This window comes from Rhodanobacter aciditrophus, assembly GCF_050026795.1.
Classification (GTDB): Bacteria; Pseudomonadota; Gammaproteobacteria; order Xanthomonadales; family Rhodanobacteraceae; genus Rhodanobacter_A.
In genome coordinates this window covers 266,073-289,919 of sequence record NZ_JALBWP010000012.1, presented here as the reverse complement: position 1 = coordinate 289,919, position 23,847 = coordinate 266,073, and the positions used below count along the sequence as shown (strand labels likewise).

General features: G+C 70.2%; 16 protein-coding genes. 9 read left to right on the top strand and 7 right to left on the bottom strand.

Annotated features, from left to right (window positions below; all coding sequences use genetic code 11):
• Positions 1-251: 251 nt before the first annotated feature.
• The 4 genes from ACQGNW_RS14320 (at position 252) to ACQGNW_RS14305 (ending at position 4,275) form a co-directional block, all read left to right on the top strand.
• The gene (locus ACQGNW_RS14320) at positions 252-848 is read left to right on the top strand and encodes an OmpA family protein (protein ID WP_426663890.1); all 597 of its coding nucleotides are present in this window, start codon (positions 252-254) and stop codon (positions 846-848) included.
• A 6-nt stretch (positions 849-854) separates the two neighbouring features.
• Positions 855-2,183 carry a phosphoribosyltransferase family protein gene (locus tag ACQGNW_RS14315; RefSeq protein WP_426663889.1) on the top strand — a complete coding sequence of 443 codons (1,329 nt, stop codon included), beginning with the start codon at positions 855-857 and terminating at the stop codon, positions 2,181-2,183.
• Between the two features lie 125 nt (positions 2,184-2,308).
• Positions 2,309-2,764, top strand: a complete 456-nt coding sequence (locus ACQGNW_RS14310; protein WP_426663888.1) for an Hsp20/alpha crystallin family protein — start codon at positions 2,309-2,311, stop codon at positions 2,762-2,764.
• Positions 2,765-2,970: 206 nt separating this feature from the next.
• Positions 2,971-4,275, top strand: a complete 1,305-nt coding sequence (locus ACQGNW_RS14305) for an erythromycin esterase family protein (protein ID WP_426663887.1) — start codon at positions 2,971-2,973, stop codon at positions 4,273-4,275.
• A gap of 884 nt (positions 4,276-5,159) precedes the next feature.
• On the opposite strand, the gene ACQGNW_RS14300 is transcribed toward ACQGNW_RS14305, so the two are convergent.
• On the bottom strand, positions 5,160-5,609 hold the full coding sequence (locus ACQGNW_RS14300) for a DUF3775 domain-containing protein (RefSeq protein WP_426663886.1): 450 nt from the start codon (positions 5,607-5,609) through the stop codon (positions 5,160-5,162).
• Positions 5,606-6,235, bottom strand: a complete 630-nt coding sequence (locus ACQGNW_RS14295; protein ID WP_426663884.1) for a nitroreductase family protein — start codon at positions 6,233-6,235, stop codon at positions 5,606-5,608. Before ACQGNW_RS14295 ends, ACQGNW_RS14300 begins: the two co-directional genes overlap by 4 nt.
• A gap of 215 nt (positions 6,236-6,450) precedes the next feature.
• Between ACQGNW_RS14295 and ACQGNW_RS14290 the strand changes: the two genes are divergently transcribed.
• Positions 6,451-6,720 carry a ChaB family protein gene (locus ACQGNW_RS14290; protein WP_426663882.1) on the top strand — a complete coding sequence of 90 codons (270 nt, stop codon included), beginning with the start codon at positions 6,451-6,453 and terminating at the stop codon, positions 6,718-6,720.
• Positions 6,721-6,782: 62 nt separating this feature from the next.
• Here ACQGNW_RS14290 and ACQGNW_RS14285 read toward each other — a convergent pair whose 3' ends face one another.
• Together ACQGNW_RS14285 and ACQGNW_RS14280 are read right to left on the bottom strand one after the other, a co-directional pair.
• Complete coding sequence (locus tag ACQGNW_RS14285) at positions 6,783-7,097, bottom strand: hypothetical protein (RefSeq protein WP_426663881.1); 315 nt, start codon at positions 7,095-7,097, stop codon at positions 6,783-6,785.
• 55 nt (positions 7,098-7,152) lie between these two features.
• Positions 7,153-9,948 (bottom strand): AMP-binding protein, encoded by a 2,796-nt coding sequence (locus ACQGNW_RS14280; protein WP_426663880.1) that lies wholly within the window; start codon positions 9,946-9,948, stop codon positions 7,153-7,155.
• Between the two features lie 184 nt (positions 9,949-10,132).
• On the opposite strand from ACQGNW_RS14280, the gene groL reads away from it, so the two are divergent.
• From groL to ACQGNW_RS14265, 3 genes are all read left to right on the top strand, one after another.
• Positions 10,133-11,752: a chaperonin GroEL gene (groL, locus tag ACQGNW_RS14275; RefSeq protein WP_426663879.1), complete on the top strand. Its 1,620-nt coding sequence runs from the start codon at positions 10,133-10,135 to the stop codon at positions 11,750-11,752.
• A 313-nt stretch (positions 11,753-12,065) separates the two neighbouring features.
• Positions 12,066-13,709: a sensor histidine kinase gene (locus ACQGNW_RS14270; RefSeq protein ID WP_426663878.1), complete on the top strand. Its 1,644-nt coding sequence runs from the start codon at positions 12,066-12,068 to the stop codon at positions 13,707-13,709.
• Positions 13,706-14,101, top strand: coding sequence for a response regulator (locus ACQGNW_RS14265; RefSeq protein WP_426663877.1), 396 nt, complete (start codon positions 13,706-13,708; stop codon positions 14,099-14,101). The genes ACQGNW_RS14270 and ACQGNW_RS14265 overlap by 4 nt, the downstream gene beginning before the upstream one ends.
• Here ACQGNW_RS14265 and glgX read toward each other — a convergent pair.
• Genes glgX through glgP form a run of 3 tightly spaced genes read right to left on the bottom strand, consistent with a single transcriptional unit; the run spans position 14,098 to position 22,070 of the window.
• Entirely contained in the window at positions 14,098-18,087 is a 3,990-nt protein-coding gene (glgX, locus tag ACQGNW_RS14260; protein ID WP_426663876.1) for a glycogen debranching protein GlgX, read from the bottom strand. The genes ACQGNW_RS14265 and glgX overlap by 4 nt on opposite strands.
• A 4-nt stretch (positions 18,088-18,091) precedes the next feature.
• Positions 18,092-20,314, bottom strand: coding sequence for a 1,4-alpha-glucan branching protein GlgB (gene glgB / locus ACQGNW_RS14255; RefSeq protein ID WP_426663875.1), 2,223 nt, complete (start codon positions 20,312-20,314; stop codon positions 18,092-18,094).
• A complete protein-coding gene (glgP, locus tag ACQGNW_RS14250) occupies positions 20,307-22,070 on the bottom strand; it encodes an alpha-glucan family phosphorylase (protein ID WP_426663874.1) in 1,764 nt (587 codons plus the stop codon). Before glgP ends, glgB begins: the two co-directional genes overlap by 8 nt.
• Before the next feature lie 196 nt (positions 22,071-22,266).
• Here glgP and glgA point away from each other — a divergent pair, with 196 nt between their 5' ends.
• Positions 22,267-23,844, top strand: coding sequence for a glycogen synthase GlgA (gene glgA / locus ACQGNW_RS14245; RefSeq protein WP_426663873.1), 1,578 nt, complete (start codon positions 22,267-22,269; stop codon positions 23,842-23,844).
• Positions 23,845-23,847 lie beyond the last annotated feature (3 nt).

The following is a 23,847-nucleotide window of genomic DNA, read 5'->3' as shown; positions in this document are numbered from 1 at the left end:
CTCCGGGGCGATTCCGTGGAGGGGACGGTGGCCTGCAGGGTAGACGCCGCGCGGGGAGTCGCTTGTTGACGATGATCAACAGAGGCCACGGTTTCCCTGCATGGCCGGGCCTCCCGGGGCGGACGGTTTGCGTGACATAGATCAACGCCGCCCCGTCCTGGCCACCTAGATTGAAAAAACCGCGCGGCAGGCGACTGCCCGGGCAGCCGTCGCCGCGGGTCAATCAGGAGGACCATTCAGGAGGATTAGCCATGCGTTCCTATCGCCGTTTCGCCGTTGTTTCACTGGGTGCCTTGGCGGTCGCCATCGGTGGTTGCCAGGGATACGTCAAGAAGGCCGACTTTGATTCGACCGTGAACGAGCTGCGCGCCAGCGACCAGCGGCAGCAGCAGCAGATCGACAGCCTCTCGCAGCAGATGCAGCAGCGCTTCGCCGCCTACGACGCCAAGATCGCCCAGATGCAGGGGCGCGTCCGCGTCGATGCCATCTCCCATTTCGCCTTCGACAAGGCCGACTTGCGCGACGAGGACAAACCCTTGCTGGACGACTTCGCGAAAGTCATCGCCGGCAACTATCCGCAGGCGATGGTGACGGTGGAGGGCTTTGCCGACGCGGCGGGCAGCTCGCCGTACAACCTCCGTCTCGGCCGCGCGCGCGCGCAGGCGGTGCGCGACTATCTCGTCAACACGGGCGGCTTGGCTGCCGATCACGTGCGCGTGGTCAGCTACGGCAAGGCGGAGAACCGCCAGGTGCTGAAGGGCAAGTGGGGCGACGGCGCGGAAGCGAACCGCCGCGTCACGCTGGTGGTGGACTTCGCCGGAACGCAGGCGGCGCCGAGCAACGGGTGACGGGCCATGACGCTGCGGCAGATCGACCGCTTCCGCGACCGCGTCGATGCGGGAAAGCAGCTCGCGGAGGCCCTGTCGTCCCTGCATGGCCAGCATCCACTGGTGCTGGCCATTCCCCGCGGCGGCGTGCCGGTCGGACGGATCGTGGCCGATCGCCTTGATGGCGAACTCGATGTGGTGCTGGTGCGCAAGATCGGCGCCCCCGGCCATGCCGAGTTCGCCATCGGCGCCATCGACGAGAGCGGCGCGATGCAGGTTTCGCCGGATGCCGCGCTGGTCGGCGCAGACGACCGCTACATAAGGCGGGAGGCGGCCCGGCAACTGGCGACGATACGGGTGCGGCGCGAGCTCTACAGCCCGCGCCACGCGGCGATCGATCCCGCGGGGCGCGTCGTGGTGGTCGTGGACGACGGCCTGGCCACCGGCGCGACCATGCGGGCGGCGCTGCTGGCGGTACGTGCGCAGCGGCCGGCGCGGCTGGTGTGCGCGGTGCCGGTGGCTTCGCCGCACAGCCTGCCGGAGATCGCCGACCTCGCGGACGACCTGGTGTACCTGTCCGCACCGGAGGATTTCCGCGCCGTGGGCCAGTTCTACCTGGAGTTCCCTGACGTCGAGGATGCGCAGGTGATCCGCTTGCTGCACCGCCAGCCCAGGCCGGCAGCCGTCGGCGCCGAGGCGGTGCGGATCGATGCCGACGGCGTGGTGCTCGACGGCGACCTGGAGATGCCGGAGCAGGCTGCCGGCCTGGTGGTCTTCGCGCACGGCAGCGGCAGCAGCCGCATGAGCGCGCGCAATCGCCGCGTGGCCCGTGCGCTGCATGCGCGGGGGCTTGCCACGCTGCTGTTCGACCTGCTCAGTGAGGACGAGGCGAGCGATGTCGCGGCGCGCTTCGACATTCCAAGGCTGGCGACGCGGCTCGATGGCGCCCTGCAATGGGCGGCCGGGCATGCCGGCACGGCATCCCTGCCGGTGGGCCTGTTCGGGGCGAGCACCGGCGCGGCGGCGGCCCTGGCGGTGGCGGCGCGCCGCCCGGCGATGGTCAAGGCGGTGGTCTCGCGCGGTGGCCGGCCCGATCTGGCCGGCGATGGCGTGCTCGCCCGCGTGCAGGCCCCCACGCTGCTGGTCGTGGGCGGTGCCGACATCGAGGTGATCGCGCTCAACCGCGTGGCGCTGGCGGCATTGACCTGTCCCGCGAAAATGGTGCTCGTCCCCCATGCAACCCACTTATTCGAGGAACCCGGTGCGCTGGAAGCGGTGGCGGAGCTGGCTGGCGACTGGTTCGCGCGGTGGCTGCGGCGCGGCGATGCGCAGGGCGAAGGCGCCGCGTCGCGCTGAGCGGGAAGGGATCACGTGCAACGTTGATCTGGATCACCTGAGCGCGGCGCACGGCGCCTAGGCTGGGCAATGACTCAGGCACGATGCGTGAGTCTCCCCTGTCTTTTTCCATGAGGATCCATGCCATGGCCAACCTTACCCACTGGAACCCCTTCAAGCCGCTGACCCGGCTCGAATCCCGTTCGCCCCTGTTCGAGGACTTCTTCCGCGATTTCGGCCTGCGCCCGCGCTGGCAGCAGGAACTGGAAGCGCCGGACATGCGCATCGACGTGGTGGAAAACGACCAGGCCTATGTGGTCAAGGCGGAAATTCCCGGCGTCGACAAGAACGACATCGACATATCGATCGACGGCAACCAGGTGTCCATCAGCGCCGAGGTCAAGCGCGAGAGCAAGAACAAGAAGAAGGAAGACGAGCGCGACATCTACACGGAGCGCTACTACGGACAGGTCTATCGCTCGTTCAGCCTGCCCAACGAAGTGGACAGCGGCAAGGCCAATGCGCACTACGACAACGGCGTGCTCACGCTGACGCTTCCGAAGAAGGGGAACGGCAACGCCCGCAAGATCACGATCAGCTGAGGGCTGGCGGGTTTTCAGGCTCCCGGTCCGGTCACGGATGGCCGGCCGCGGGTCGGGCAGGGAGGCCGGAGTCGAGGGGGCGCGTACGGACACGCGTCGGGCATACGGAGGAAGGATTCCGCGGGATGCGGGATCCTTCGCAAGCCCGGGAGCAGGCCTGCTGCCTGCCGGCCAGGGAGTGGCCGGCAGGCAAGGAAGGGACAGCCATGTCGAACCTCCATCACCGCACGCTTGAAGTGCTTCGCGGCGAAGCGCTGCGGCTGGGCGACAGCCCGCACGACTACGACGCGCTGCTGGAAAGCGTGGGCGGGCGCAGCCTGGTGCTGCTCGGCGAAGCCACCCACGGCACGCAGGAGTTCTATCGCATGCGCGCCGAGATCACCTTGCGCCTGATCGCCGAGCACGGCTTCGATGCGGTGGCGGTGGAGGCGGACTGGCCGGACGCCTACCGGATCAACCTGTTCGTGCGCGGCGAGGGCCAGGACGCCGACGCGGCCTCCGCCTTCGACGATTTCCGGCGCTTCCCGCGCTGGATGTGGCGCAACGAGGAGGTGCTGCGCTTCGCCGAGGCCCTGCACGCGCTCAATCTCGAAAGGCCGCCGGAGCGGCGCGTCGGCTTCTACGGCCTGGACATGTACAGCCTGTATCGCTCGGCGGAGGCGGTGGTGGACTACCTGTCGACCGTCGACGAGGAGCAGGCGGCCATCGCCCGGCGGCAATATGCGGCACTCGACCATGTGCGCGACCCGCAGCGTTACGGCTACGAGGCCGTGTACGGACTCCGGCCCGACTGCCGGCAGGCCGTGCAGGAGCGCTTGCTGGCCTTGTGGAAGCGCGCGCCGGACTACCTCGGCCGCGACGGGCGGGACGCGGCGGACGCCTATTTCTTCGCCGAGCGCAACGCGTGGGTGGTGACCAGCGCGGAGAGCTACTACCGCGCGATGTTCGGTTCGCGCGCCGAGAGCTGGAACGTGCGCGACCAGCACATGGTGGATACGCTGCTTGCCCTGCAAGGCCATCTGCGCGCGCAAGGCGGCACGGGCAAGATCGTGGTCTGGGCGCACAACTCCCATCTCGGCGACGCGCGCGCCACCGAGATGTCGCACGCGGGCGAGTGGAACGTGGGGCAACTCGTCAGGCAGCACGTGGGGGAGGGGGCGGCCCTGCTGGTGGGCTTCACCACCTACACCGGAACCGTCACGGCCGCGCACGAATGGGACGGCGAGGCCGAATGCCGCGACGTCCTTCCCGCGAGGAAGGACAGCTACGAGTCGCTGTTCCGCGACACCCGGCTCGACCGCTTCTACCTGCCGCTGCAGGGCGAGGTGGCGCATGTCCTGCGCACGCCCATGCGCGAACGCGCCATCGGCGTGTTGTATCGCCCGGACACCGAACTGCAGAGCCATTACTTCACCGCATCGCTGCCGGCCCAGTTCGACGCGGTATTCCACCTGGACGAGACGCATGCGGTGCAGCCGCTGGATGTCGCGGTAGAGGCCTATCCGGCGTGAGCTGGCTCCACTCCTCTCGCCCGCCGGCGGAAGAGCAGCGTTTGTCTTGCTTGCGCGAGACTCAAAGCAGTTTCGCCTACCTTCCGGTGACCGAGTGACTTTCTCTTTGCGTGGCCAAAGAGAAAGTCACCAAAGAGAAAGGCTACCCCGGGGCGGCGCTCTCCGGGCCTCCTGCCCTGCGAGTGCGTGAGGCGGTGCCGGGCTTTTCGAGCGGGCATCGTGCCCGCGCGAAAAGGCGAGCCCATCCGTGGGCTCGCCCGCTGCGTGGCCTCTTCGTCCCCGCCTCACCGCCGCCCAGGGGCCCCGGAGAAGCAGCGCGCTCCCAGCGCGCAGAAGCAGAAGCAACAGCAACAGCAACAGCCGGAGCGAAGCGACAGCGAGACCCGAGCAAAGCCAATGCGGCGCTACGCGCCGCGAGGCTTTGTCCCCCTCAGTTCCCAGATACGTCGCGGCGTGGCCGCCACGTCTATCGCATAGGCAGGAGTAGTTCCAAGGCCCTCGACACAGCCTGCTTGTAATCCCGGCGGATTGAACCAGGCCATTTCTCTGGGTTACCTCTCTTGACTCCGGGCATCCTGCCCTCCGCCCTACGGGCCGGCTTCGCCGTTCGCCGCCGCTCCTGCGGCGGCGTGGGCCAGCAAAGAGAGGTAACTCGGGCGCCGGCAGGCGACCGAAACCGCCTTGTTCCTTGCGGGCAGGCGACCGAAACCGCTTTGTTCCTTGCCGACAGGCGCCCGAAACTTTTTGTCCCTTGCGGGAGGCACTCGAAACCGCCCTGTCTCCCGCCGCGGGCGCCCGAAACAGCCCCGCCGCTCGCGGCAGCCCTCCACTACCGCGTTCCGCCCCGCAAGGAACGCCCCACCGGGAAGGCCTGCCCGCAGCCGCTACGGCGCCTCCTCGCCCGACACGTCGCAGGCGTACCCCAGCGCCGAGAGGCCCTCCTCCAGGAAGTCGCCGGCCAGCGGCGAGCCCAGGATGTAGTCCGAGGTGCGCGCGTTGTAGGCCTGCGCGGCCTCGTCGCGTATCGACTGCCAGTCGGCCGCGGAAGCGTTGTTGCGGCCAAGCCACATCAGGGCGACCAGGTCGATCTTCTGATCCTCGGTGAGGTCGCCGATGAACGACACCAGCTCCTGCCGCACGGGGTCGAACGAGTACTCGTTCTCCTGCTCGACGAGCTCGTCCACGTCCTCGCGCTCCAGCGGGTTGGAAAGCTCCTCGCGTTCGACGAGCAGGTCCATGTTCTCGTACTCGCGGAGCTTGCGGACGATGTAGCAGGCGGTATCCACAGGGATGGCCAGCACTGGCTCGGGGACGCCCGGCATGGTCGTGTTCATGATGCTTTCTCCGCGTCTGGGTAGCCCACCGTCTGGGCGAAAGTGACGAACCGCTCGCCGTCCAGGTCGAGCAGCCGCGTCAGGTTTGCGTGGTCGACCGCGCCGCGGAACACCGTGCCCAGCCCTTCCGAAGCGCAGAACAGGTAGACGTTCTCGCCGATGAACGCCGCGTCCACCGACGCATAGAGGCGTCGTTCCTCCGGCGCGACGTCGTGCATGCGCTCGCCGTGCGCGACGTAGACCAGGTTCAACGGCGCCCTGCCCACGAAATCCTGCAGGCCGGTCTGCGCGCGAAGGTCCACGGGCATGTACGGCAGCAGCTCGTGCCGTTCCGGCGCGTAGATCCAAACGCCGTCGGCCATCGCGAGGTAGATGTCCATGACCAGGACGTGGCGCCAGTACGGCGCGGTGCGATCGGCGGTCTCTGCGCGGTTCACGCCGAAGGCTGCCCACAGCAGGTCGGAAAGCAGCTCGATCGGCAGCGGCCGCGTGCCGTATCTGCGCGTCGAATGCCGCCTGTGCAGCGCCTCGCGCAACGGCAGGCCGCCGCGCGTGCGCGGTGGCGGGAGGGCACGCGCTGCCGTCTGCAGCGGTACGGGCCTCGGCACGGTGGTGGCGGCCCGCATGCCGGGTTCGTGATCAGCGGCCCTGTGGACCATGCCATGCCCTCCGGTTGATGCGTGTGGCGCATCCGATGACGGCGCGACCGGTTTATCACCCGGCGATGGCCGGTACTTGATCTGGCTCAAGCGCGTGCATCGCCGGCAGGCGAGTCGGTGTCGACGTCGATCACCATCGGCCTCATCGCCCGCGTCTGGTCTGGCGTCCCCTGATACGGCGGATGCGGCAGGTTCCCGCGTCCCGCCGGGGTCATTGCGCAATACTCTGCCGGACCAGCATCGAACTGCCCCTGCCGGTACGCAGCCACCTTCCGCCGCACACGCAGGACATCTACCGCGAGGCGTTCAATCATGCCCATGCCGCCCACGCCGGCGATCCGCGGCAGGAGGAAACAGCGCGCCGGATTGCGTGGGCGGCGGTAAAACGCAGCTACGCGAAGATCGGCGACGAGTGGGTGAGGATGCGCCGCCCCGGCGGAAGGGAGGATTGAGGCGAGGGCGGGCCGGATCGAAGCTCCGCGTGTGGCCGCTCCCCCGGCGAGGCGACCCGCCACTAGGGACTCTCGGCGCCGAACCGGTCGACGAATTCCGCGGAAGCGTCCATCAGGATGGCAGCGCTTGCCGCGAAGACGCGGATGCGGTGGGCCGCGGCGCCGTCCGCTACGGCCACCTCGATGTGGCTGACGGCATGGTTGCCGCCGTTGCCGTTGAAGCCGGCGCGGGGCAAGGGCATCTCCTCCACCTGCGCCACGCCGTCCATGGCATGAAGCATGTTCATGAGCGTTTCGGCACGGGTTTCGTCGCCGATGATGCGGATTCTCATGGTGTGCATGGCTGCTTCGATCGCTGTTTGCCGATGTGCGGTCATTCGATGCCGGACGGAGCGATGGCGTATTGATCGGCATCAATTCGGAGCGTGTCGCTCACGGCAGGTCCAGGCGCACCTCGCCGGCGTCGGGCTCGCCGCAGAGCTCGAGCATGCGTGCCCGTGCCGCGGCCGCCAGCCGCAACGCTTCATGCCAGCGGTCGTCCGTCTGGCGCGGATGGATCGCCGCGCCCACCGTCACCGTGACGGCGCCCCGCTGCGGCAGCCACTGGCCATCCGGCAGCACGGCACGGGTTCCCTTCAGCGTCACCGGCACCACCGGCATGCCGCTCGCGGCGGCCGTCGCGAACGCGCCCAGTCGGAAATGCAGCAGGCCCGGCATGCGCCGCAAGGTGCCTTCGGGAAAGAACAGCAGGTCCCCGGCAGCGGCCTGCGCGGCCTGCACCGCGCGGGCACCCGCACGAAGATCGGTGCGCGCCACGAACAGCACGCCGAAACGCCGCAACGCCCAGCCCAGCACGGGCTGCGCGGCGAGCTCCTGCTTGGCCACGAACGCGACCGGCCGTGGCAAGGTGCACAGCAGCACCAGCGCGTCGATGTAGCTGGCGTGGTTGCAGACGAAGACGCACGGGTGCACGGGCGGTGCTTCTGCCAGCTCGCTGCGGATGCCGATGCCCACGGCGGCGGCCACCATCCGCAGAACCCGCCGCACGGCGCGCCACCGCGCGGCGTGCGACATCGGCAGCGCCACGCAGGCCAGCATCGGCATCGCCGCCAGGCCCAGCAGCGTCCATGCGTACGCCGCATAGGCCAGCAGCGCGGCATGGCGCGCGTGGCGCCGCAACCGGTCGCGTTGCGCGTGCACGATGACGCGCCACAGCTGCAGGCGGTCGGGCGCATCCAGCCGGCCGGTCTCGTAGGCGGCGCGACATGCCGAGCGCCGCAGCTTGCCGCTCGACGTCTTCAGCACGGCCCCGGGCGCCGCGAGCACGACGTCGTCGGCCGGCGCTCCCGTGCATGCCTGCACCGCGGCATTGACCGCCAGCCGCAGCGCATCGCGCGACGCCGGATCGGCCAGGCGCGTTTCCGCGACGACGATCAGCCGCTCGGTGCCGCCGCCGTGCGTGCCGAAGGCCGCCACGCGGCCGCGCCGCACGCCGGGCACCTCGCCGACCGCCTGCTCGATGCCCTGCGGATGGAGATGCTGGCCGGCGCGGATGATCACGTCTTTCGTGCGGCCGCTGAGGTACAGCTCGCCGTCGGCGAGAAAACCCAGGTCGCCGGTGTCGCGCCAATCGTCGTGCAGCAGTTGCCGGGTCGACGCGGGATTGCGGAAATAGCCGGTGGAGGCGGACGGTCCGCGGAACTGCACGTGCCCCTGCCGGCCGTCGGGCCGCTCGTGGTCGTGCTCGTCGACGATGCGCAGTTCGTTTCCGGGCAGGGGCGCCCCGCAGGACACGAAGCGCAGCGACGGCTCGGCGGGATCGGCGGTGACGACGGCGTCGCCGTCGCGCAGGAAGCGGTCGCGCCTGACGCGCAGCACGCGCAGGCCGCGCCCCGGCGGGGGGAAGGTGAGGCCGAGGCTGTTCTCCGCCAGGCCATACACGGGCAACAGCGCGCCCGGCGACAGGCCGCAGCGGCCGAAGCGTGCGATGAAACGCTCCATTGTCTCGGGCACCACCGGCTCGGCACCGCAGAAGCAGATGCGCAGGCGACCGAGATCCAGGCCGTCCAGCGCGCTTTCCTCGACCCGGTGCAGGCACAGCTCGTAGGCGAAGTTCGGCGCGGCCGACAACGTGGCGCGGAAGCGGTCGATGGCGCGCAGCCAGCCCGCGGGATGCAGCAGGAACGATTGCGGCGGCATCAGCACCAGCGGCACGCCGAAATACAGGCTGCCCAGCCATGCGCCGATCAGTCCCATGTCGTGGTACAGCGGCAGCCAGCTGACGCAGACGTCCTTCGCCGACGCGCCGGCCACCCGGCCCATCGCGCGGATGTTGGCGAGCAGGTTGGCGTGGCTGAGCATCACGCCCTTGGGATCGGCGGTGCTGCCGGAGGTGTACTGCAGCAAGGCCAGGTCGTCGCCGCGGCGCGGCACCGGCTCGGGGAGCGCGTGCGCCTGCCGCAACAGCGGTACCGTCAGCAGCCGCTCCACGCTGCCGGCCAGCGCGCCGATCGCGCGGCGGCGCTCGTACAGCGCCGGCGCGACCAGCATCAGGCGCGCGCCGCAATTGCGCAGGATGCCGCTCTGGCGGCGCCAGTATTCGCCCAGTTCGCCGGGACGCAGCGGCGGATACAGCGGCACCGGCACGCCGCCGGCCAGCATCACGCCGAAGAACGCGATCAGCAGGTCGGGATGGGTCGGAAACATCAGCGCCACCGCATCGCCGCTGCGCAGGCCGGCCCGCTGCAGACCGCCCGCGGTTTCACCTGCGGCCGCGTGCAGTTCCGCGTAAGTCAGGCTGGTGCCGTCGACGTCGCCGCCGGCGAAGCGCACGTGCACGCGTTCCGGGTAGTGCGCGGCGTGCCATGCCAGCACTTCCGGAAGCGTGCCGGCGCCATCGGGCACGCCGATGTCCTGGTCCGCCGGCGGGATGGCGGCTTCCGCGCCGGCGGGAGCCGCCCGCGGCGACGGGATCGCGAAGGCGCGCAACAGGTCGGCGGGCGTCTGCGCCTCCATGGCCAGCTGCTCGGGAATGGTGGCGTGCAGGCGCCGTTCCAGGCGCCCCACCAGTTCCATGCGCGACAGGCTGTCCAGGCCGAGATCGCCATCCAGCCGCGCGTCGATCTGCACGACGGGCATGGGCTCGCCCTGCACGTGCAGTTCGCGCAGCAGGCCGGCGATCTCGTCGAGGACGACGTCGCGCGAAGACGGCGGTGCATCGTTCATCATGGCCTGACCCCGGCGGTACACGGCGGGACGCCTGCAATCCGGACCGATAGAACACCGCACCGGCCCGCGTATTGACCTGCCTCAACTGGCCTTCTGGCGATGGCCGTAACGTCTGGGCGTCCGTGGCGTCCGGCCGCGGGCACCCGTTCCGGCGCCGCGGCGCGGACGAAGGCGAGGGTGGGCGATGGCGCACAAACGCATCCTGTTCCGGTCCGAGGCGCGCGAGCGCATCCTCAGCGGCGCGACCGCCCTGGCCGACGCGGTGCGGATCACGCTGGGGCCGAAGTCGAAATCCGTGCTGATCCAGTGCGCGTGGGGTGCGCCGATCGTGTGCAACGACGGCGTCACCATCGCCAGGGAGTTCGACTTGCCCGACGCGGAGCGCAACCTCGGCGTGCAGATGCTGCGCCAGGCCGCGGAGAAGACCGGAGAAGCGGTCGGCGACGGCACCAGCACCGCCACGCTGCTGGCGCAGGCGATGTTCGCGGACGGCGTGCGCAACGTGGTGGCCGGTGCGAGCGCGGTCGACCTCCGGCGCGGTTTCGAGCGCGGCCTGCAGGCGGCGTTGCAATGCCTGCGCGAGATGTCGGTGCCGGTGCCCGGCGCGCGCGAGCAGGCGCAGGTCGCCGCCATCGCCGCGCACAACGACGCGACCATCGGCGGGATGGTGGCCGAGGCCATGGCGAAGGTCGGCGGCGAGGGCGTCATCACGGTCGAGGAGTCGCGCACCACCGACACCGTGCTGGAGGTGGTCGAGGGCATGCGCTTCGACCGCGGCTACATCTCGCCGTACTTCGTCACCCGCCCGGAAAAGATGGAGGCCGTGCTCGAGGACGCCTACGTGCTCGTCTGCGAGCAGCGCATCGGCGCGATGCAGGACCTGGTCCCGCTGCTGGAGCAAGTGGCCAAGAGCGGGCGTTCCATCCTGTTCGTCGCCGAGGACGTGGAGGGCGAAGGCCTGGCGACCCTGGTGGTCAACCAGATCCGCGGCGTGCTCAAGAGCGTCGCGGTCAAGGCGCCGGGTTTCGGCGACCAGCGCCACGAGCTGCTGCAGGACATCGCCGTGCTCACCGGTGCCCAGGTGGTATCCGGCCAGACCGGCATACGCCTGGAGGCCGTGCGGCTGGAGCAGTTGGGGCGTGCGGCGCGCGTCGTCGTCGACAAGGACAGCACCACGCTGATCGGCGGCATGGGTGATCGCGCGTTGATCGAGGGGCGGCGGCAGCAGATACGGCACCAGCTGGAGAACCCGGCCAGCGACTACGAGCGCGGGAAACTGCAGGAGCGCCTGGCCAGGCTGGCCGGCGGCGTGGCGGTGATCCGCGTCGGCGCACCGACCGAGGCCGAGATGAAGGCGCGGCGCGAGGCGCTGGACGATGCCATCCACGCCACCAAGGCGGCGGTGGCCGAGGGCATCGTGCCGGGCGGCGGCCTGGCACTGATCCGCTGCTCGGCCGCGGTGGCGGCGCAGGAAGCGTTGTGCGAGGGAGACGAGCGCACCGGTGTGCAGATCATCGGTCGTGCGCTGCAGGCGCCGGCGCGGCAGATCGCGGAGAACTCCGCCGTCGACGGCGGCGTGGTGGTCGAGCGGATGCTGGCAGGCCAGGGCAACCTGGGATTCGACGCGGCGAAGAAGCGCTACGTCGATCTGATGGAAGCGGGCATCGTGGATGCCACCAAGGTGGTGCGGATCGCCCTGGAAAACGCCGTGTCGGTGTCCAGCGTGCTCCTGCTCACCGAGGCCGTGATGACGGAGCTTCCCGAGCCCAAGTCCGAAAGCCGTGCGGCCGACATCGAACCCTGAAACCGGGCCGCGTCAATCGCAGCTTGCCGAGCCTGCGCCGCACGCCGATGCGGGGCGCGACGCTGACTCGTCGATTTTCATGCGATTTTCACCATGCCGCCCACATGCTGGCGAAATACGTAAATCTATTGTCGCGGCGAACATATCTGCGCCGTTTGCAAGAAGCAGTTTGCCCTGGCGAGGCAAATTCCCGAGGTTGTGTAAAGTTTTCCATTTAACGGAAAAATATCGGTAATTCGGATTTATCGCGTAATGGATTCGTTTTCAGTCAGCTCTTCCGCCTGGAAGAGCGGAAGAGGCATCTGGGGGGGGGATGATTGCAAGCCCGCCGAGTCCCGGTATCCGGGATACGAACCCGACGTCGTCGCCCGCCAGCTCCGCGGTGGGAGAGGAGGGTTACACCCTGCCGCCGCGACCGGGCGCCCAGGCAGAGCTGCGATCGCTCAACCGGCTGAACGAGGCCGGCGGGCGCCTGTGGCAGGCGAAAGACCTGTCGCAGGGGCTGCAGGAAATGCTCGTCGCCACCATCGACCTGCTCGGGGCCGACATGGGCAACGTGCAGATATTCGACGCCGGATGCCGCGTTTTGCGCATCGTCGCCCAGCAGGGATTCGACGACGATTTCATGGCGTTCTTCCGGGAAGTTTCCGCCGACGACGACAGCGCCTGCGGCAGGGCCCTGCGGACCTCGCAGGTGGTGGTCATCGAGGATGTCGAGCAGGACGCTTCCTACCTGCCTTACCTGGACGCGGCACGGGCTGCGGGGTACCGCGCGGTAGTGTCGATGCCGTTCTACAGCTTTCGCGGCGAACCGTTGGGCGTGCTTTCGGCGCATTTTCGGTCACCCCGCCGGCCGACGGCATTCGACCTGGAGCAGCTGACCCTGTACGGACGGCTTGCGGCGAGCTTCGTGGAGCGCTGGCAGTCCAACGAACACGCGCTGCGCGAAAGCGAGGAGCGCCTCCGCCTCGCGGTCGACACCGGCGGGCTGTCCACCTGGGACTGGGATATCGCCGCCGGCACGTCGGTGTGGAATGCGCGGCACTACCAGCTGCTGGGATACGAGCCGGACCAGGTGCCGGCCAGGTACGGCGCCTGGGCGGAACGCGTTCACCCCGACGACTACGCCATGGTGGTCCGCGAATGCCAGGCGGCGGCGGCCGATCGCCGGGAGTTCGCCTTGTCGTTCCGCATCGTGCGGCCTGACGGTGCCGTGCGCTGGTGTGCGAGCCGCGGGCGCTTCCTCTACGAGGAGGTGGAGGGGCGCCTCGTGCGCATGATCGCCGTGGTGGACGACATCACCGAGCGGCGGCGCGCCGAGGAGACCCAGCGGGTGCTGGTCGCCGAATTGCAGCACCGCACCCGGAACCTGCTGACGGTCGTGCAATCGATCGCGATGCAGACCAAGGAAACGACGGCGACGCGCGACGAGTTCGAGGAAGGTTTTCTCGGGCGGCTGCAGAGCCTCTCGCGGGTCCAGGACCTGCTGTCGAACGCCAGCCGCGTGCCGATCACGATCGCGGGCTTGCTGAAGATGGAACTCGCGGCATTCTGTTCCGAGTTCGACTTCCTGAAGATCGAACTGTCCGGACCCGAGGTGATCCTGGAATACCGCATGGCCCAGATGCTGGCACTGGGCATCCATGAGCTGGCGACCAATGCGCTCAAGCACGGAGCGCTGGCCGCGCACTGCTCGGGCGGCAGGCTCGCCGTGGACTGGCATCTGGAGGGAGTGGGTCCCGGCCGCCGCCTGGTCTTCGAGTGGCGCGAAGACGGATTGGGCCCGCTGTCGCGGGACGCGGGCCGGAAGGCGCACGGCTACGGCCGCACGCTCCTCGAGGAGGATCTGCCCTACAGCCTTTCGGCGCAGACGACGTTCGAACTGGCGGACGGCGCGCTCCGCTGCCGGATCAGCGTCCCGTTCGGACGCAGCGCGGACGGAGGATGGCACGCATGAGCGCGGCTGCCTTGCCGCTCGCGGGGCGGCGCATCCTGCTGGTCGAGGACGATTTCGGCATCGCCAAGAGCCTTGCCATGCTCTTCCGCCAGTATGGCGCCGTCATCATCGGACCGGCGGGCACCGTCGAGGACGCCGTCGCGCTGATCGAGGCGGAGTCGCACATCGACGGCGCCGTGCTCGACGTCAACGTCCGCGAGAAGCTGGTCTGGCCGGTCGCCGATGCCCTGCGCAAGCGGCACACGCGGATGGTGTTCGTCACCGGCTACGACCGCGAGTTCATCACGCCTGAGTTCGCCGACGTGCCGTGCATGCTCAAGCCGTGGAGCGCGGAGCAGCTGATGAAGGCGCTTTCCAGCGCTTCCGGAACCGGAGCGTCCCCGCCTTCCTAGCGGCACGGGGGCCGGGAAGCGGGGGGCGATCCCGCGCGGCGGCGCGCCGAGAACACGTCCGCCGTGCTGCGCAGCCGCGCATCCGTCGCGAAAGCCTCCAGTTCCAGCGTCAGGCGCTGGCGCCAGTTCGGCGCCTCGTCGCCCATGCCGGGGAGGTTCGCCTGGCGTGGCATGCCGATGACATCCTCGATCTGCACCACGGCCAGGCGGCTGGCGCAGGCGGCGAGGAAGCGATGCGCGGCGAGCGGTTCGAGCGGCCCGGCGTTGCCCGGCGCACAAGGCGCCAGGGCCGTCGCCAGCATGCGCAGGGCGCGGCGCCGCTCGTCGCGGGCGGCGCGTTCCTGCAACGGAGTGTCGTACAGACCCCGGGCCGCGCGCTCGTCGATGTCGCGGCTTTCGGCGAAGCCGCCGAGGGTCGGCAGGTCGTGGGTGGACAGCACGGCCATGCCCAGGTGGGGGTAATCCTCCGGTGCGGTGAAACGCCCGGCGCGATCGCGCTCGAAGTACATCACGCGGTAGCCGAGCATGTTCGCCTCGTGCATGCGCTCGCGCAGGCCGGGCGGCACCACGCCCAGGTCCTCGCCGATCACGGCACAGCGATGCCGCGTGCTGGCCTGCGCCACCCGGCGCAGCAGTGCGTCGAAGGGGTAGTCCATGTAGGCGCCATGCGAGGCGTCTTCGCCGCGCGGCACCCAGAACTGGCGCATCAGGCCCATCACGTGGTCCAGCCGCACGGCGCCGGCATGGCGCATGGCCGCGGACAGCAGCGCGTCGAACGGCGCGAAGTCCAGCTCGGCCAGTCGCTGCGGGCGCCACGGCGGCACGCCCCAGCGCTGGCCACGCGGGGCGAAGGCGTCGGGCGGCGCGCCGAGCTCGGCATCGAGCGCCGCGAGGCCCGGCCATTGCCAGCATTCGGCGCCGTCCGACGCAGCGCCCAGCGCAAGGTCGGTGATCATGCCCAGCTGCATGCCGGCCGCGCCGGCGCAGGCGGCGGCATGGCGCCACTGCCGGCAGGCGAGCCATTGCAGGTAGACGTGGAAATCCACCTCGGTGGCGTGCTGCCGCGCGAAGGCCCCGACTTCGGCCGAACCGGGATCGCGCAGCGATGACGGCCACTGCGTCCATGACAGCTGCCGGCCCGCGCGTCGGTCGACGTCCCCGCGCAGGGTCTCGAACAAGGCATGCCGCTGCAGCAGCTCGCCGCCTTCGCTGCGGAAACGCTCGAACGCCATGCCTTCCGCGCTGAGCTGCGCCTGCAGGTGATCGCGGCGGAAGGTCTGGTACAGCAGCTCCAGCGCCTGGCGCTTGAGCGCGCCCACTGCCGCATAGTCGATGAGGGAGGCGCTGCGCAGCCGCGCCAGTTCGGCGCGGGTGTCCGTGCGGTCGAGCCAGGCGAGGTAGTCGCGCGGTGGATCGGCGCCGGCCGCCTGCGGCACCGCGATGAACAGCGGATTGAGCCACAGCCGGTTGCTGGCGGCGTAAGGAGACGCATGCTGCGGGCGATGCAGGGACAGCGCGTGCAGCGGACTGAGCTGGATGCCGTCGGCACCCAGGCCGGCCAGGGTTTCGGCGAGGCGGGCCAGATCCTCGAAATCACCGATGCCCCAGTTCTGCTTCGAACGCAGGCCGTACAGCTGCACGGACAGCGCCCAGCGACCGGGCGGCGAAGCCAGCGCGGCGGGCAGCCAGCACGGTTCCGCCGGCCCGGTCGGCGGAGGCGGGTGCCTGTGCGGCGACGCGCCTGCGCCGGCCAGCAGTCGCCGCAGGCTGGCGGCAGGCACCTGGCGCAGGCCACCATCGGCATCGGCATAGGTATCGGCCAGCCCGGCCGCGGCCGCTTCCGTGGCCAGCGCGGCGGGGACGCCGAAGCGGACCGAGCGGCGCGGCACCAGCGCCAGCAGTCCGCCGGGCGGCACCGTCGCGTGGTCGCCCGGTGCATGCAGGCTGCCGGCGCCGTCCTGCGCGATGGCATCGCTGTCCAGCACGACGAGCCAGCCGTCCACGCCATGCGGCGAGGGCAGGCGGAACGGCAGCGGCGTGTCGCCGGCGTTCAAGGCAAGGAACAGGCGGTCCCGCTCATTGTCGTGCAGCGGGCCGGCGATCAGGACGCCCAAGCCGGGCTGTGTGGCGTCATTCCACGCATCGGCGGCAAGCTCGCTGCCGTCCGGCTGCAGCCAGCGGATGTCCCGCTCGTCCGGTTCGCCCGACGGCGAAATGCCGGTGAAGAACGCATCCTCGTCGAGCAGATGCAGCCCGCGGCGCAGGACTAGCGCCTGCCGCACGAAGGCGCGCAGGTCGCGCATGGCGTCGCCGCGCGCGGCCCAGTCCAGCCAGGTCAGCTCGTTGTCCTGGCAGAACGCATTGTTGTTGCCCAGTTGCGTGTGCGAGAGCTCGTCACCGGCCAGCAGCATCGGCACGCCGCGCGAAAGCAGCAGCGTGCCGAGCATGGCGCAGCGGCGGCGGCGGCGCCTGGCGAGCACCTCTGCGTCGCCGGTGCTGCCTTCCGTGCCGAGGTTGCCGCTCCAGTTCGCGTCGGTGCCGTCGCGGTTGTCGTAGCCGTTGGCGGCGTTGTGCTTGTCCGCGTAGGCGGAGAGGTCGGCCAGGGTGAAGCCGTCGTGGCAGGTGACGAAGTTGACGCCGGACAGCGGGCCGCGGCCGCTGCGCGCGAAGATGTCGCTGGAGCCGGCCAGCCGCGTCGCCAGTTCGCCGCGCAGGCCGGCGTCGCCGCGCCAGTAGCGCCTGATGCCGTCGCGATAGCGGTCGTTCCACTCGCGGATCGGGGCGGGAAACTCGCCAAGGGCGTGGCCGTGCGCGGTGGCGTCCCAGGGCTCGGCGATCAGCTTGAGGTCGCGCAGCTCGGGATCCTCGGCGATCGCCCGCCACAGCGGCGCGCCGGCGTCGAACGTTCCCGCCTCGCCGCGCCCCAGCAAGGTGGCGAGGTCGAAGCGGAAGCCGTCCACACCGATCTCGCAGGCCCAGTAGCGCAGCGCCGCGTGGCACAGCGCGACCACGGCCGGCTGCGAGGCGTCCAGCGTATTGCCGCAACCGGAGTCGTTGACGTAGAGCTCCGGGTGGCCTGGCTGCAACAGGTAGTACGAGGCGTTGTCCAGGCCGCGCAGGGAGAGCGTGGGGCCGAAGGCGTCGGTCTCGGCGGTATGGTTGAACACCACGTCGAGGACGACTTCCAGGCCGGCCTCGTGCAGCCGGTCCACCAGTTTCGCCATGTCGCCCGCCTTTCCGCCGGCCAGGTAGGGCTCGTGGATGGCCAGCGGCGCGATCGGGTTGTAGCCCCAGTAGTCGGTGAGTCCGCGGCGGACGAGGTGGAGTTCGTCGAGGAAGGCGGCAACCGGCATCAGCTCGAGCGTGGTGACGCCGAGCCCGCGCCAATGGTCGATCAGCACCGGTTCGGCCAGCGCCGCCAGGCTGCCGCGCAGGTGCTCGGGCACGCCGGGATGGCGCATGCTGAAACCCTTGGCGTGCAGCTCGTAGAGCACCGTGTCGCGCCACGGTATGCGCGGCCGCGGCGGCCGCTGCGACAGCGGCGGCAGCGGTGCGGCGACGACGCATTTGGGCACGTATGGCGCACTGTCCTGCGTGTCGGTCGCCGCGGCCTCGTGCGGCGAGCCGTCGGTGTAGCCGAACACCGCATCGTCCCAGATGAAGCTGCCGTGCAGCGCGCGGGTGCAGGGGTCGATCAGCAGCTTGCGGGGATTGAAGCGGTGCCCTTGCCGCGGCGCGTACGGGCCATAGGCGCGCAGGCCGTAGACCAGCCCGGGGCGGGCACCCTCCAGGTAGCCGTGCCAGATGTCGCCGCTGCGCGCAGGCAAGGGCAGGCGCGCGGTTTCCCGCGTGCCGCTCTCGTCGAACAGGCACCACTCGATCCGCACGGCGTTGCGCGAATACACCGCCAGGTTGACGCCGTGGCCGTCCCAGTGTGCGCCGAGCGGTTGCGGCGTTCCGGCGGCAAGGGCGAGCGACGGACACATGGGGCTACGCCGCGGGCGCGAGCAGGATCAGTGCGGCCAGCGGCGGCAGCGTCAGCGCCAGCGAGCAGGGCATGCCGTGCCATGGCAGCTCGTCGGCGGATACGCCGCCGCCGTTGCCCATGCCGCTGCCGCCGTAGTCGCGCGCGTCGCTGTTGAACGCCTCGCGGTAGTGCCCCGGGCGCGGCACGCCGATGCGGTATCCAAGCCGCGGCACCGGGGTGAAGTTGCATGCCACCACCACGCACTCGCGCGGGTCGTCGCCCATCCGCCGCCAGGCGAGCACGCTCTGCGCGCTGTCGCTGCAGTCGATCCACTGGAAGCCGTCGCCCTCGCAGTCCCTGCGGTGCAGGCTGCCCAGTGTGCGATGGAGGCGGTTGAGGTCGCGCACCAGGCGCTGCATGCCGCGGTGGTCCGGATCGGTGAGCAGGTGCCAGTCGAGTTCGCCGTCGTGGTCCCACTCGCGCTCCTGCGCGAACTCGCCGCCCATGAACAGCAGCTTCTTGCCGGGCTGGGTGTACTGGAACGCCAGGTACAGGCGCAGGTTCGCCAGCCGCTGCCAGCGGTCGCCGGGCATCTTGCCGAGCAGCGAGCCCTTGCCGTACACCACCTCGTCGTGCGACAGCGGCAGCACGAAGTTCTCGCTGAACGCATACAGCAGGCCGAACGTGAGCTGGTCGTGGTGGTAGCACCGATGCACGGGATCGCGCCGCATGTAGGCCAGCGTGTCGTTCATCCAGCCCATGTTCCATTTGAAGTCGAAGCCGAGGCCGCCGACGTAGGCCGGTCGCGTCACCATCGGCCAGGCGGTGGATTCCTCCGCGATGGTCACGGCGCCCGCCGGCGCCTCGGTGTGCACGATCTCGTTGAAGCGGCGCAGGAAGGCCACCGCCTCCAGGTTCTCGCGCCCGCCGTGGCGGTTGGGCAGCCACTGGCCGGGAGCGCGGGCATAGTCGAGGTAGAGCATCGAGGCGACCGCGTCCACGCGCAGGCCGTCGAGGTGGAACTCCCGCAGCCAGTACAGCGCGTTGACGATCAGGAAATTGGCCACTTCGCGGCGGCCGTAGTTGTAGGCCGAGGTGCCCCATTCGGCGTGGTAGCCCAGGCGCGGGTCCTCGTGCTCGTACAGGCAGCTGCCGTCGAAGCGCTCCAGCCCGTGGGCATCGCGTGGAAAGTGCGCCGGCACCCAGTCGAGCAGCACGCCCAGGCCCGCCGCGTGGCAGCGGTCGACGAAGCGGCGCAGCCCGTCGGGCGCGCCCCAGCGCGCGGAGGGGGCGAACAGCGCGGTGGGCTGGTAGCCCCAGGAACCGCCGAACGGGTGCTCGTTCACCGGCAGCAGCTCCAGGTGGGTGAAGCCCAGCTCCTGCGCGTAGGGAACCAGCGCGTCGGCCAGTTCGTCGTAGTCCAGCGGCGAGCCGTCGGGATGCCGCCGCCACGAGCCCAGGTGTACCTCGTAGATCGCCAGCGGCGCGCTGCGCGGCGTCGCGGATGCGCGCCGCGCCATCCACGCCTGGTCGCTCCAGGCGAACGGCGTCGCGCCGCAGGTGCGCGAGGCGGTGCCGGGCGGCAGCTCGGCGGCGAAGGCATAGGGGTCGGACTTCAGCACGATGCTGCCGCCGCGCGTACGCACTTCGAACTTGTACAGCTCGCCTGCGCCGACGCCGGGAACGAAGATCTCCCACACGCCGCATTCGAAGCGCCGCCGCATCACGTGCACCCGGCCGTCCCAGCGGTTGAACGGGCCCACCACGCTGACGCGTCCGGCGTTCGGCGCCCACACCGCGAAGGCCATGCCGTCGACGCCATCGAGGCGGCGCGGATGCGCGCCGAGCACCTCGTAGGCGCGCCAATGGCTGCCTTCGGCCAGCAGATGGCAGTCCAGTTCGCCCAGCAGCGGCGGGAACGCGTAGGGGTCGTCCATCTCGCGCACGCCGTGCGCGTCGTGCACGCGCAGGCGATAGGCGAAACGTCCTTCGGCGGCGGCTACCGTGCCGGCGAAGAAACCCGCCGCGCCCACCGGCGACAGCACGCCGCGCAGCCGGCCGGAGCCGTGCTCGAGCACCTCGACGCGCCGCGCGCCGGGCAGGAAGCAGCGGACGGCCTCGCGGTGCGGATCGCCGGTCGCGTGCATGCCGAGCACGCTCCACGGGTCGGCGTGTTCGCCGCGGTGCAGGCGCTCGGCGTCGTCCGCCGCCGGCGCCGTCCCGCAGCGGAGGGCCTGGTCAGACATGCATGTCCGCCAGCCGTGCGCCGTGGCGGGGAAGATACGCCTCCGCGACGTAGCGAAGCATCATGCGGTGCGTGTTGAACCTGCTGCCGATCTTGCTGATCGACTGCTGCATCATCCAGAGCCAGCGTTGCCGGTGCCCGTAGTAGAGCGGAAGCACCACGTGTTCGAGCTTGTCGTAGAGGTGTTCCGCGCTGGCGGCGTGCGTGCCGCTGGCGTCCCCGCCGATGGCCCAGCCGGTGACGCCCTCGATGCAGGCCTCGATCCACCAGCCGTCCAGCACGCTGAGGTTGAGCACGCCGTTGATCGCCGCCTTCATGCCGCTGGTGCCGGAGGCCTCCAGCGGCGGTTCGGGCGTGTTGAGCCACACGTCCGCCCCGGCGATCACCACGGGCGCGATGCTGACGTCGTAGTTGGGCAGGAACGCGATGCGCAGCTCGGGGGCGAGCGTGCCGATCGCCTCGTGGATCTGCCGGATCAGCTCCTTGGCCGGCCCGTCGTGCGGATGCGCCTTGCCCGCGAACACCAGCTGGAACGGGTGCTTGGCGTGGATCGCCTTGAGCCGCTCCAGGTCGCTGAAGATCAGGCCAGGGCGCTTGTAGGCGGCGACGCGGCGCGCGAAGCCGATGATCGGCAGCTCGGGATCGAGCGTGGCGTTCGCCACCCGCCGGGCCAGCGCGACCAGATCCGAGCGCGCGCACAGATGCGCCTTCCATACCTCGTCCGCGGGCAGCTGGTCGAAGCGCAGCATGTCCATCGGCAGTTCGCTCCAGTCCCTGGAGTGGCGGTTGAAGAGTTCCGCGAAGGCCGGGTGCGTCCAGGTGGGCACGTGGATGCCGTTGGTGACGGCACGGATGTCGTAGTCGGGAAACATGCGCGTGGTGACCTCCGCGTGCCGCACCGCGACGCCGTTGATGTATCCGCTGAGCGCCAGCGCCAGACGCGTCATGTTGAGGCGGTCGTTGCCCGCCAGTTGGCGCAGCTGGTCCAGCTCGACGTAGCCCTGCAGCAGGTGGCCGAACAGTTCGTAGGAAAAATGGTCGTGGCCCGCCTCGACCGGCGTGTGCGTGGTGAACACGCAGCGCTCGCGCACGCGCGCGACGTCGTAGCGCAGGTGGCCGGAGTAGACCTGGTCGGGTGGCCGCGGGTGGCGGCGCAGCAGGTCGAGCGCGAGCAGGGCCGCGTGTCCTTCGTTGAGGTGGTAGCGGGCGATCTGGAAGCCCAGCGCCGCCACGATGCGCAGGCCACCGATGCCCAGCACGATCTCCTGCTTGAGACGGTAGGTGTCGTCGCCGCCGTAGAGCACGTCGGTGATGGGCCGGTCCTCGGGCTGGTTCTCGGGCAGGTCGGTGTCCAGCAGCAGCACCGGAGCCGATTTGCCGGCGGGATTCCGCAGCACGTAGAGCCAGGGGCGCACCCACACCTCGCGGCCCTCGATCAGCAGTGCCACCTTGGCGCGCAGCGGCGTGGCGTGGTCCTCCGGCGACCACGGGTCGGGATGGTCGACCTGCCGGCCTTCCGCGTCGATGTCCTGGCGCAGGTAGCCGCGACGATAGAGCAGGGTGACGAACACCATCGGCAGCGCGAGGTCGGCGCTGGTGCGCGCCGTGTCGCCCGCGAGCACGCCCAGGCCGCCGCTGTAGGTATGGATCTCCGCGCACAGCGCGATCTCCATGGAGAAGTACGCCACGCTGGTGCGGCCCAGGTAGGGACCGATGGTGGCCTTCGCGGCGGGTTGCGCGACAGCGGCTGCGTTCATGGCGATTCCGCGGGAGCTTGCGTGGGTGCCTGCGCGGCTTCGTGTCGCGATGCCGGGCGTGGCGGAGAGGGCGGCAGGGACGGATCCGGAGCGCCACTATCGCGCCGCGTCCGCGACAGGGTTTGATCCTGATCAACACCGCGCCGGGGTGCCCACGTAACGTTGGAAGCCAATGCGGCCGAACGGCGGGTGTGCGATGCGTGCGATCCACGACAAGATGTCCGCGGGTACGACGATGGCCAGGACGGCGGCGCCGAAAGTGCTGTTCGTCGCTTCGGAGATTTTTCCCCTGGCGAAGACGGGCGGACTGGCCGATGTCTGCGGCGCGCTGCCGCAGGCGCTGGCGGGCCGGGGCATCGACGTGCGCATGCTGATGCCCGGCTATACCGAGGCGCTCGACCGCGTGGTCGCCGCGCAGGTCATCGCCGACCTGGGCGAGATCCTGCCGGGGGCGCCGGCGCGGATCGTCAGCGGATGGATGCCCGATTCCGGCCTGCCGGTGTGGCTGGTCGACTGCCCGCCGCTGTATCGACGCCGCGGTTCGCTGTACCGGGACGCGAACGGCTGCGACTGGCCCGACAACGGCCTGCGCTTCGCCGTGCTGAACCACGCGGCGGCGCGCATCGCGTCGAGCGGCCATGTCGCCGGGTGGTGTCCGGACATCGTGCATGCGCACGACTGGCATGCGGGCCTGCTGCCCCTGCTGCTGCACCGGCGCGGCGGCGAGCGGCCGAAGACCGTGTTCACGGTGCACAACATGGCGTTCCAGGGGCTGTTCCCGCTGCACGAGGCGCGGGCGCTCGGGCTGCCGCCGTACGCCGCCACCCTCGACGGCGCCGAGTTCTACGGCCGCCTGTCCTTCCTCAAGGCCGGCATCCGCTTCGCCGACGTCGTCACCACGGTCAGCCGCAACTACGCCCGCGAGATCGGCACGCCCGAGTTCGGCTGCGGCATGGATGGCCTGATCCGGGCGCGGCGCGGCGCGGTGGGGATCATGAACGGCATCGACGAACACGTGTGGAACCCGGCGACCGACGACTACCTGGAGCAGCGCTATTCGCGCGACAACATGCTCGGCAAGCATGCATGCAAGGTGGCGCTGCAACGCCAGCTCGGGCTGGACGTCGATCCCGCGGCGCCGCTGGCCGAGTCCGTCTGCCGCCTCACGCACCAGAAGATGGCCGACGTGCTGCTGGCCCGCCTGCCGGACCTGCTGCAGCGGCATCCGCACCTGCAGATGGTGGTGCACGGCTGCGGCGACGCCGCGCTGGAGCAGGGCTTCACGGCCATGGCCGCGGCGTTTCCCGGACGCATGGCGGCGCACATCGGCTACGACGAAAGCCTGGCGCACCGGCTGCATGCCGGCGCCGACATCCTGCTGCACGGCGCGCGCTTCGAGCCCTGCGGCCTGACCCAGCTGTACGCCATGCGCTACGGAGCCATTCCCGTGGTGCGCCGCGTCGGCGGCCTCGCCGACAGCGTGATCGACGTGGACGTGGCCGGCGGGGAGGCCGCCGGCTTCATCGGATTCGTGTTCGATGCGCCCACCGGCGAGGCGCTGGGCGCGGCGGTGGAGCGGTGCCTGGCGGTCTACGAGGGGGCGCCGCAGACCTGGGTGCGGTTCCGCCGTTCGGCGATGTCCGGCGACTACGGCTGGCAACGCTCGGCCGCCGAATACGCCAGGGTCTATGCGGGAGTCGCACCGTCGCTGCAGGGCTGGGACGAGGTGCTCGAAGGATATCGGGACGACGCGCTGGCACGCGCCGCTTCCTGACGC